The following is a 10573-nucleotide window of genomic DNA, read 5'->3' on the forward strand; positions in this document are numbered from 1 at the left end:
AAGACATAGAGGCACCCCCCCCCGCGCTTCCGAGACGGTGCGGTCCCCGGGCGGCCGTGACGACGGGCGCCCGGGCACGGGCACGGCAGGGCGGGCACGCGTGCGGGACGGACCGGCGGCACGCCGACGCCCCGGAGGAGAGGGCCCGGGCGCCCCGGCGAGGGGTCAGGCGACCGCGCTCAGGGTGTCCGCCAGACGGCGGCGGGCCGCCCGGGCGGCCGGGAGGGCGGCGAGGGCGGCGGCCCCCAGCACGGCGGCGGCCCCGAGCAGCACCAGGAGCAGCGGGGGCGGCCCCTGGGCGACCCCCGTGCCGATGCCGCTCGACCTGCCCTGGGCGTCGATCAGCCAGCGCGCCAGCGGCAGCCCCAGGGCGATGGCGGCCAGCGCCGCCGCCAGGGCCGACAGGGCGGTGGCCGTGACCGTGATCGCGGTGATCTGACGGGGGGAGAGGCCGATGGCCTTCAGGGCCAGAAGGTCCCGTTCGCCCTCGCGGATCGTGCCGCCGATCGCCGTCAGCAGCTCGATGAGACCGATGAGGGCCAGCACGCAGATCAGGCCGACGACGACCGCGCCCAGCGGGGACAGGCCGTCGGCCGGATTGGGCACGGCGTGCACCTCCAGGTGTCCGCGCCCGGCGGTGACCAGGGACCGTGCGACCGCGTCGCGGTCCGCGTCCGGGGCGAGACGGAGGTGGTACAGCGTGGGACGCAGGTCCGGGTCGTTCTCCCGGAGGGTCTCCAGGGAGGTCGAGATCACCCGGCCGGCGTTCTCCGGCTCCAGGCTGCGGCCCACGATGTGCAGGATCTGCGGCCGGTCGCCCACCGTCATCCGGACCCAGTCGCCCACCCGCACACCCAGCAGGTCCAGCAGGCCCTGACCGGCCACCGCCTCGTCGGGGCCGTCGGGCCGGCGGCCCTCGGCCAGGGCGTACGGGTAGGGCTCCTCGCGGGTGCCCAGGCCCCGCAGGGCGATCGTGGCCGTCTGGCCGGGGACGAGCGCGGCCACCTCCACCGCGGGGTGGACGGCGGCGACCCCCCGCTCACGGGCCAGCAGCGCCCGGGTGTCCCCGTCGCTCAGAGTGCTGTCCGCGCGGACGGTCAGCGCGGCCGGCAGCCCCAGCTCCTCCGGCCTGCTGTGGAAGCGGTCGATCGTCGACCACGCGCTCATCGCCACCACGATCAGCAGCAGCGGCAGCGCCAGCCGTCCCACCGTGGCCAGGGAGCGCACCCGCAGGGCGACCACCTTGTGCCAGCCCAGCACCAGCGCGGGCGACAGCCCCAGCCCCAGGACCCGGCGGGTCACCCTCATCAGCCGGACGGCCGGCGCGGCCGCGGGCCGCGGCACGGGCACCGGCGGCACCCGCCCCGCCCGCCAGGCCGCCAGTCCCGTCACGGCGCCGATGAACAGCACCGCGCCCACCGGCACCGCGAACAGCGTCACCGGATGACTCGGCAGCCCCTGCCACACCCCGACCGCGTCGCCCAGCCGGCCCGGGATCCCCGTCCCCAGCGACTGGGTCAGCACCGCCGCGGCCGCCGCGCCGAGCGCGGCGTACGCCACATGCTGGAACAGGAAGATCCGGACCACCTGACCGGGTGTGAACCCGATCGCCTTCAGCACCGAGATGTCCCGCAGGTGCCCCCTGATCCGGGTGCCGATCGCGCCGTGCACCGCCAGCCCGGCCGCGATCAGCGCGGCCAGGCCGAACAGGCCCAGCACCTGGCCGAGCAGCCGGTTGTCGCCCCTGCGCCTCGGCCCGCGCCTGCAGCCAGGTGGACACCTCGCCGACCGCGCCCGCCCCCAGGACGGTGACGGCGCGCTGGACGGCGTAGTCGGTGTCGTCCGGGTCGGTCAGCCGCAGCCCGATCACCTGGCTGTTGGGGTTGCGCACCGCGGACGGGTGCGCCCACACCAGCCCCTCCCGCTCACCGGGCCGGTAGCGCGGCTCCGCGCTCTCCGCGATGCCCACCACCGCCAGGGTGCGCGCGGTCCCGGGCAGGGCGAGCACGTCCCCGGGCTCGGCCAGCAGCGCCTGGGCCAGCCGGCTCTCCAGGACCACGCCGTCCGGCTGCCGGGCGTCCAGCCAGCGTCCGGCGGTGAGCAGCGGCCGGCCCACGGAGGGCCGCACGGGCGTGGCGCGCAGTTCCACCAGGGCGCGGGTGCCCCGGGAGGAGACGGTGGCGGTCTCGGTGGGGTACGCGCCGGTGACCTCCTCCACACCGTCCAGCGAGGCGAGACGGTCCGTGTCGGCGGCCCGCGCCGTGTGCAGCCACACATGGGCCCCGCGGGACTGGGTGAAGACCCGCTGCCAGGGGTTGGTCGCATAGCCGAACAGCGCGGCGGCCAGCAGCAGCGAGGCGACGATGCCGGCCGTGGCCAGCACGAAGAACAGCGCCTCCCCGCGGTGCGCGCGCAGATCCGAGTGCGCCCAGCGCAACATGGCCCGCACCGGACTCAGCCCCTCGCCCGGGGCATGCGCGTCACCCAGCACTTCACCGCACTCAGTCCCTCAGCTCCAGCACGCCCGAGATCCCCGGCCCCCGGGGCGGGGTCGTTCCGTCCAGTGTCGCGTCGTCGACGATCCGGCCGTCGAAGAAGCTGATCACCCGGTCCGCGGCGCTCGCCAGCCGGGCGTCATGGGTGACCATGACGATCGTCTGGCCCCGCTGGTGGAAGCGGGACAGCAGCCGCATCACCTCGCGGGTGCCCCTGCTGTCGAGGCTGCCGGCCGGTTCGTCGGCCAGCAGCAGCGGCGGATGGTTGACCAGGGCGCGGGCGAGTGCGACCCGCTGCTGCTCGCCGCCGGACAGCTCGCCCGGCATGCTGCGCTCCTTGCCCTCGAGCCCCAGCTCGGCCAGCAGGGCCTCCCGCTCGGCGCGGGCCTGCTTCGGGGAGCGGCCGGCGAGCAGGGCGGGCAGCTCGACATTGTCGGCGACGGACAGATTGGAGACCAGGTTGAAGAACTGGAAGACGATGCCGATGCCGCTGCGGCGCTCCTCGGCCCAGCGGGCCTCGCTGTAGGAGTCGGTGCACCGGCCGTCCAGCCAGATGCTGCCCTCGTCCGGCCGCTGCAGCCCGCCGAGCAGATGCAGCAGCGTGGACTTGCCGGCCCCGGAGGGACCGGTGATCGCCACGAACTCGCCGCGCGTCACCGACAGGTCCACCCCGCGCACGGCGTGTGCGGGCGCACCCTCGCCGTAGTGCGTCTTGACCAGCCCCTCGGCCCGCAGCAGCTCCGGAGCCCGGACGTCGCTCACTCCAGCTCCTCCAGTTCCTCCTGGCACCGTTCCAGCCAGTCCAGGTCGGCCTGCAGGTGCAGCATGGCGCCCTCGATCAGCAGATGGGCGATTCTGTTGTCCCGGTCCTCGGCCGCCGCCAGCTTCGACAGATGGCGCATGGTGTTGAGGTACTGACGCCGCTGCTTGTTGATCAGAGTGATCTGGTCCGCGAGACCGGTCTGCGGGGCGAGGGCGAGCTTCAGGAAGAACTCGTCCCGCACCCGCGGCTCGTCCTCGGGCTTCTGGAACCAGGCACTCACCGCCTCGCGCCCGGCGTCGGTGAGGCGGTAGATCTTCTTGTTGGGGCGGCCGGTCTGTTCGACCTCCTCGCCCTCGATCAGTCCCGACTTCTCGAGGCGGCCGAGGGTCACGTAGATCTGGCCGATGTTGGGCTGAGGGTACGCGGAGCCCAGCAGTTGCTCAAGGTCCTGCTTCAGCTCGTAGCCGTGGGCGGGACCACGTGCGAGGAGTGCCAGGAGGGGCAGGCGCACGCGTGCTCTCCTCCTAGGTCCTCGTCAGACGCGTCGTACGCAATGTGCTCCAAGCCCTAGTATCGCCCATACCTAACAGGTATACATGGCCTGACTTCCGGCGAAGGTGCCAGGAGCTGTGTGCAAGGAGGAACCTATGCGGTGGATGCGCGCCGCCGGTAGGGGCCTTCTTGTTCTGGTGGTGGTCATGGTCGGCTGTGTCGCCTCCGGCGCCGGCGCCGACGAGGGACGCGGTGACGGCAGAGGACCGATCACCCTGGCCACCGCCGGCGACCTCACCGGCTATCTCGGTCCGCTCCTGGAGGGCTGGAACCGCACCCACCCCGGCGAGCGGGTCACCCTCGTCGAGCTGCCGGACTCCGCCGACGAGACCCATGCGCAGATGACCACCGACCTGCGCGGCGGCAACCGCAGCCGGTTCGACGTGCTGAACATCGACGTCAACTGGACCTCGGAGTTCGCCGCCGCCGGCTGGATCCGTCCGCTGCCGCGCGACCGCTTCCCGCTGGGGGACTTCCTGCCGCCGGTCGTGGACACGGCCACGTACAACGGACGGCTGTACGCGGTGCCGTACGTCACGAACGCCGGACTGCTGCTGTACCGCAAGGACGTCCTCGACAAGGAGGGCGTCCCGCCGCCGCGCACCTGGGCCGAGCTGGAGCACGCCGCGAGGACGATCGCCCCGAAGTACGGACTGGACGGGTACGCGGGCCAGTTCCTGCCGTACGAGGGGCTGACCGTCAACGCGGCCGAGGCCGTGTACTCGGCGGGCGGCACCATCCTCGGCGACGAGGGCGAGCGCGTCACCGTCGACTCGGGCGCCGCCCGCGAGGGCATCGGCTTCCTGGCGCGCGGCTTCCGCGAGGGCTGGATCCCCAAGGAGGCGCTGACGTACAAGGAGGAGGAGTCCAAGCAGGCCTTCCGCGACGGCCGGCTGCTCTTCCTGCGCAACTGGCCGTACGCCTACGTCGTCGCCTCCGCGCCGGGCTCCCCGGTCGCCGGGAAGATAGGGGCCGTGCCGCTGCCCGGGCCCGAGGGGCCGGGGACCAGTGTCCTGGGCGGCTCCAACCTCGCCATCACCACCCATGCGCGGCACCCCGACTCCGCCGCGCGTCTGATCGCGTACCTCACCAGCGAGCGCGTCCAGCGCCAGGTGCTCACCAAGGGCGCGCTGCCGCCGGTGCGCGCCGCGCTCTACGAGGACCCCGCGCTCGTGCGGCAGTTCCCCCATCTGCCGACCCTGCGCGACGCCGTGCTGGCGGCCGAGCCGCGCCCCAAGAGCGCGCACTACAACCAGGTCAGTCTGGTGGTGCAGGCGGTCGTGCACGACACGCTGACCGGACAGCAGACGCCCGAGGCGGCCGTACAGCGGCTCGCCCATGAGCTCGCGGCCGTCTCCCCGCGCTGAGTCTCAGCCATCCCACTACTTACATGTTAGGTAACGCGGACGTCTCGACTCCCCGCAATCCGCCCAGAAATGTCCGGATTAAGCGGGTCAACTGCTCGGTAACTGCTGCACAGTTCATTGACACCTTCCAGACACCGCTACTTAACATGCATGCATAACAAGTGCCCTTCCCACAAGAACAGGTCAACGGGTTGAACAGGCATGGTTGGTGGCGCGACGCCGTGATCTACCAGGTGTACGTCCGGAGCTTCCTGGACAGCACCGGTGACGGCATCGGTGATCTGGCCGGCGTCCGCGCCGGGCTGCCCTATCTGAAGAAACTGGGCGTCGACGGGATCTGGCTGAGCCCCTTCTATCCCTCCCCGCAGCACGACCACGGCTACGACGTCGCCGACTACTGCGACGTCGATCCGGTCTTCGGGGACCTCGAGGAGTTCGACCGGCTGGTGGCGGCCGCCCACCGGCTCGGCATCAAGGTGCTGCTGGACATCGTCCCCAACCACTGCTCGAGCGAACATCCGTGGTTCCGCGAGGCGGTGGCCGCCGGACCCGGCAGCACCGCCCGCGCCCGCTTCCACTTCGCCGACGGCCGCGGTCCCGACGGCTCCGAGCCGCCCAACAACTGGCACGCCATGTTCGGCGGTCCCGCCTGGACCCGGATCACCGAGCCGGACGGGCGCCCCGGCCAGTGGTACCTGCACATGTTCACGCCCGAGCAGCCCGACTGGAACTGGCGCAACCCCGAGATCGCCGCCGAGTTCGACCGGATCCTCCGCTTCTGGCTCGACCGGGGCGTCGACGGCTTCCGCGTCGACGTGGCCGCCGGCCTCTACAAGCACCCCGAGCTGCCCGACGCGGACGACCCCGAGGCCGACGCCCGCGCCCGCGACTCGGTCAACCCGCTCGCCTGGAACCAGCCCGAGGTGCACGACGTGTGGCGGCACTGGCGCTCGGTGTGCGAGGAGTACACCGCACGCGACGGCCGCGAGCGCCTGCTGGTCGGCGAGGTGTCCGTGCCCAGCGCCCGCGAGCACGCCAAGTACGTCCGCCCCGACGAGCTGCACCAGGCCTTCTTCTTCGACCTGCTCAGCGCCCCCTGGGACGCCGACGCCTTCCGCAAGGTCATCTCCGAGGCCATGAAGGACATCGCCGGCACCGGCTCCACGGTCACCTGGGTCCTCAACAACCACGACCAGGTCCGCGCCGTCACCCGCTACGGGGAACCCGCCACCGAGGGGAGCGGCCTGGGGGCCGCCCGCGCCCGCGCCGCCGCGCTGCTGATGCTGGCGCTGCCCGGAGCCGCGTACATCTACCAGGGCGAGGAACTGGGCCTGCCCGAGGTCGTCGACCTGCCCGACGACGTGCTCACCGACCCGATCTTCCACCGCACCGGAAGCCGGGCCCGCATCCGCGACGGCTGCCGGGTGCCGCTGCCCTGGTCGGGCCAGGCCTCCCCGTTCGGCTTCACCACCGGGGAGCAGAGCGCCAAGCCCTGGCTGCCGCAGCCGGACTACTTCGCCGAGTACGTCACCGAGCGCGCCCTCGCCGACACCCGCTCCTTCTGGCACCTGTACCGCGACGGCCTGCAGCTGCGCTCCTCGCTGCCCCAGCTGGGCGAGGGCACACTGCGCTGGCTGGACACCCCGCCGGACGTCCTCGCCTTCGCCCGCGACGACCTGGTCTGCGCCGTCAACTTCGGTACGGCCCCCACGCCTGCGCCGGTCTCCGGCGTTCCGCTGCTGACCAGCGGTCCCTGTCCGCCCGGAGTTCTCGCCGGATCCACCGCCGCCTGGTGGGTCGTCGACGAGACCCCCGAGCCCTGAGGTGCCGCCGGCTTGTAAGAACCGTCACTTTCCCACCCGATGAAGGGACATCAACGATGATGCGACGACGTACCACCCTGCTGACCGGCTGCATCGCTCTCGCCCTGGCGCTCGGCACCACCGCCTGCGGCGGTTCCGACCCCGTCTCCCCGGGCGGCGGCGACAAGTCGCTCAGCGGCCAGACGGTCACCGTGGCCGGCGTCTGGTCCGGCAGCGAGCAGAAGAACTTCCAGAAGGTGCTGGACGCCTTCTCGGAGAAGACCGGCGCCAAGACGCAGTTCATGTCGACCGGTGACAACGTCTCCACCGTCGTCGGCAGCAAGATCGAGGGCGGCAACGCCCCCGACGTCGTGATGGTCCCGCAGGTCGGCGTGCTCCAGCAGTTCGCCAGGAAGGGCTGGCTCGAGCCGCTGTCCGACACCGCCCAGAAGGCGGTGGACGCCAACTTCGCGCCCGTGTGGAAGCAGTACGGCAGTGTCGACGACACCCTGTACGGCCTGTACTTCAAGGCCGCCCACAAGTCGACCGTCTGGTACAGCCCCGAGGCGTTCGACCAGGCCGGGGTCAAGCCGCCCAAGACGTACGAGGAGATGCTCGACACCGGGCGCACCATCTCCGACTCCGGACTCGCCGCCTTCGCGGTCGCCGGGCAGGACGGCTGGACCCTGACCGACTGGTTCGAGAACATCTACCTCTCCCAGGCCGGCCCCGAGAAGTACGACGCCCTCGCCGCGCACAAGCTGAAGTGGACCGACGACAGCGTGGTCGAGGCGCTCACCACGCTCGGCAAGCTGTTCAAGGACAAGCAGCTGATAGCGGGCGGTCAGAAGGGCGCCCTGAACACCGACTTCCCGGGTTCGGTGGAGAAGGTGTTCGGCCCCAAGCCCGAGGCCGGCATGGTCTACGAGGGCGACTTCGTCGCCGGTGTCGCCCACGACCAGTTCGGCAAGAAGATCGGCGAGGACGCGAACTTCTTCCCGTTCCCGCCGGTCGGCGGCGGCAACGCGCCGGTGGTCAGCGGCGGTGACGCGGCGGTCGTCCTCAAGGACGGCAAGAACCCCAAGGCCGGCATGAAGCTCCTGGAGTTCCTGGCCACTCCGGAGGCCGCGGCCGTGTGGGCCGAGGCCGGCGGCTTCCTGTCCCCGAACAAGAACCTCGACCTCGCCTCCTACGGCGACGACGTCACCCGCGCCACCGCCAAGTCCCTGGTCGAGGCCGGTGACAAGGACGCGGTCCGGTTCGACATGTCCGACCAGGCCCCGGCGGCCTTCGGCGGCACCAGCGGAGCCGGTGAGTGGAAGATCCTGCAGGACTTCCTGCGCGACCCGTCGGACCCGAAGGGCACGGCGGCGAAGCTGGAGGCCGCGGCGGCCAAGGCCTACAAGAACCAGGGCTGACCTGCCATGACCTCCACCACGCTCGCGAAGAAGAAGGGCGCGAGCCCCCCGCCGCCCGCCGCGGACGCCCAGCGTGCGCGGCGCCGGGCGCGGCGGCGGGGGCGGGTCATCGCCCTGCTGTTCGTGTTTCCCGCGCTGCTGCTGCTGGGCGCGCTGGTCGTCTACCCGGTGCTGTTCTCCATCGGCCGGAGCCTCTTCGACGCCTCCGGCACCCGGTTCGTCGGGGTGGACAACTACACCGAGATGTTCAGCAACCCGGCGACGCTGAAGGCCATCCGGAACACCGCGATCTGGGTGGTCGTGGCCCCGGTGCTGCTCACCGGACTCGGACTGATCCTCGCCGTCCTGGTGGAGAAGGTCCGTTGGGCGACGGCCTTCAAGCTGCTGCTGTTCATGCCGATGGCCGTGTCCTTCCTGGCCGCCGGCATCATCTTCCGGCTCGCCTACGACGAGGACCCCAACAAGGGCGTGCTCAACGCCATGACGGTCGCCGTGCACGACCTCTTCAAGGACTCCTCGTCCTACCCCGCCGCCCGCGCCCGTGAGGGGCACGGGCTGGACAAGGGCGAGGACGGCTCGTACGCCACCGCCGGCCTGTCGCCGGGCGACACGGTGCATCTGCCGATGGTCGGCGTGCCGCCCAAGGACCTGCCGGGCGACGCCCGGCCGGCGTACGAGGCGGCCGGGAAGAAGGCCGCGGGGGACGAACTGCGCGGTGTCGTCTACCTGGACTTCACCCCCGGCGGAGGCGGCACCCAGGGCGAGGTCGACCGCAACGAGAGCGGGCTGCCCGGCATGAAGGTCGAGGCCGTGCGCGACGGGAAGACCGTCGCGAGCACCACGACCGCCTCCGACGGCTCCTTCAGCTTCACCGGTCTGCAGGCCGGGTCGTACCAGGTGAAGCTGCCCGAGTCCAACTTCGCCCCGCCGTTCCAGGGCATCTCCTGGCTCGGCCCGACCCTGGTCACCCCCATGATCATCGGGGCGTACCTGTGGATCTGGACCGGGTTCTCGATGGTGCTGATCGGGGCCGGACTGTCCGCGCTGCCGCGGGACGCGCTGGAGGCGGCGCGCATCGACGGGGCGAACGAGTGGCAGATCTTCCGCCGGATCACGGTGCCGCTGCTGGCCCCCGTCCTGACGGTCGTCTTCGTCACCCTCGTGATCAACGTGATGAAGGTCTTCGACCTCGTCTACATCATCGCACCCGGCCCGGTGCAGGAGGACGCCACCGTCCTGGCGACCCAGATGTGGCTGGTGTCCTTCGGCGGCGGCAACAACCAGGGCCTCGGCAGCGCGCTCGGTGTGCTGCTGCTGCTCCTGGTGATCCCCGCGATGGTGTTCAACGTCCGCCGCTTCCGAAGGAGTCAGGGATGAACGCGATCAGGCGGGGCCTGGGCCACTGGCTCGTCCAGGCGTTCCTCGTGGTGATCGGCCTGATCTGGCTGACCCCGCTCGTCGGACTCCTCGCGTCGTCGCTGCGGTCGCCGGAGGACAACGCGAGGGGCGGCTGGTGGACGGTGTTCACCGACCCGGCGCAGCTGTCGTTCGAGAACTACGCGGCGCTGCTGGAGAACGCGGGCATGATGCAGGCGTTCTGGAACACCGTGCTCATCTCGGTGCCGGCGACGGTGCTGGTCGTCGTCATCGCGGCGCTGGCCGGATACGCCTTCGCCTGGCTGGACTTCCCGGGGCGGGATCCGCTGTTCCTGCTGGTGGTGGCGCTGCTGGTGGTCCCCGTGCAGATCGGGCTGCTGCCGGTGGCGAAGCTCTTCGGGCAGCTGGGCCTGTTCGGCACGATCCCCGGTGTGGTGCTCTTCCACGTGGCCTACGGGCTGCCGTTCGCCGTGTTCCTGCTGCGGAACTACTTCGCCGAGATGCCGAAGGAGATGCTGGAGGCGGCCCGGATGGACGGCGGCACCGAGTGGCGGATCTTCACCCGGCTGGTGCTGCCCGTGGGACGGCCGGCGATCGCCAGCCTCGCCATCTTCCAGTTCCTGTGGGTGTGGAACGACATGCTGGTGGCCCTGCTGTTCGCGGACACCTCGTCGCAGCCGCTGACGGTGGAACTGCAGTCGCAGATCCGCCAGTTCGGCAGCAACATCGACGTGCTGGCGCCGGGGGCGTTCCTGTCGCTGGTGGTGCCCGTGATCGTGTTCTTCGCCTTCCAGCGGCA

The 10573-nt window shown here is 71.6% G+C and carries 7 protein-coding genes and 1 pseudogene; 5 read left to right on the forward strand and 3 right to left on the reverse strand.

Annotated features, from left to right (window positions below; all coding sequences use genetic code 11):
- Positions 1 to 165: 165 nt before the first annotated feature.
- From CCN35_RS21420 to CCN35_RS21430, 3 genes and pseudogenes are all read right to left on the reverse strand, one after another.
- Positions 166 to 2449 (reverse strand): annotated as a pseudogene (locus CCN35_RS21420) (ABC transporter permease).
- Between the two features lie 52 nt (positions 2450 to 2501).
- Complete coding sequence (locus CCN35_RS21425) at positions 2502 to 3257, reverse strand: ABC transporter ATP-binding protein (RefSeq protein ID WP_067390428.1); 756 nt, start codon at positions 3255 to 3257, stop codon at positions 2502 to 2504.
- Positions 3254 to 3769: a PadR family transcriptional regulator gene (locus CCN35_RS21430; RefSeq protein WP_067390431.1), complete on the reverse strand. Its 516-nt coding sequence runs from the start codon at positions 3767 to 3769 to the stop codon at positions 3254 to 3256. Before CCN35_RS21430 ends, CCN35_RS21425 begins: the two co-directional genes overlap by 4 nt.
- A 136-nt stretch (positions 3770 to 3905) precedes the next feature.
- Here CCN35_RS21430 and CCN35_RS21435 point away from each other — a divergent pair, with 136 nt between their 5' ends.
- From CCN35_RS21435 to CCN35_RS21455, 5 genes are all read left to right on the forward strand, one after another.
- The gene (locus tag CCN35_RS21435) at positions 3906 to 5177 is read left to right on the forward strand and encodes an ABC transporter substrate-binding protein (protein ID WP_067390434.1); all 1272 of its coding nucleotides are present in this window, start codon (positions 3906 to 3908) and stop codon (positions 5175 to 5177) included.
- Positions 5178 to 5368: 191 nt separating this feature from the next.
- The gene (locus tag CCN35_RS21440; protein WP_086793941.1) at positions 5369 to 7000 is read left to right on the forward strand and encodes a glycoside hydrolase family 13 protein; all 1632 of its coding nucleotides are present in this window, start codon (positions 5369 to 5371) and stop codon (positions 6998 to 7000) included.
- 56 nt (positions 7001 to 7056) lie between these two features.
- Positions 7057 to 8397: an ABC transporter substrate-binding protein gene (locus tag CCN35_RS21445; RefSeq protein WP_067390441.1), complete on the forward strand. Its 1341-nt coding sequence runs from the start codon at positions 7057 to 7059 to the stop codon at positions 8395 to 8397.
- Between the two features lie 6 nt (positions 8398 to 8403).
- On the forward strand, positions 8404 to 9774 hold the full coding sequence (locus CCN35_RS21450; RefSeq protein ID WP_067390444.1) for an ABC transporter permease: 1371 nt from the start codon (positions 8404 to 8406) through the stop codon (positions 9772 to 9774).
- Positions 9771 to 10573, forward strand: an 803-nt coding sequence (locus tag CCN35_RS21455) for a carbohydrate ABC transporter permease (RefSeq protein WP_086793943.1), incomplete at its 3' end; no start/stop codon positions are given. The genes CCN35_RS21450 and CCN35_RS21455, both read left to right, overlap by 4 nt.

Source organism: Streptomyces thermovulgaris (genome assembly GCF_002155915.1).
In the GTDB taxonomy this organism is placed as follows: Bacteria; Actinomycetota; Actinomycetes; order Streptomycetales; family Streptomycetaceae; genus Streptomyces; species Streptomyces thermovulgaris.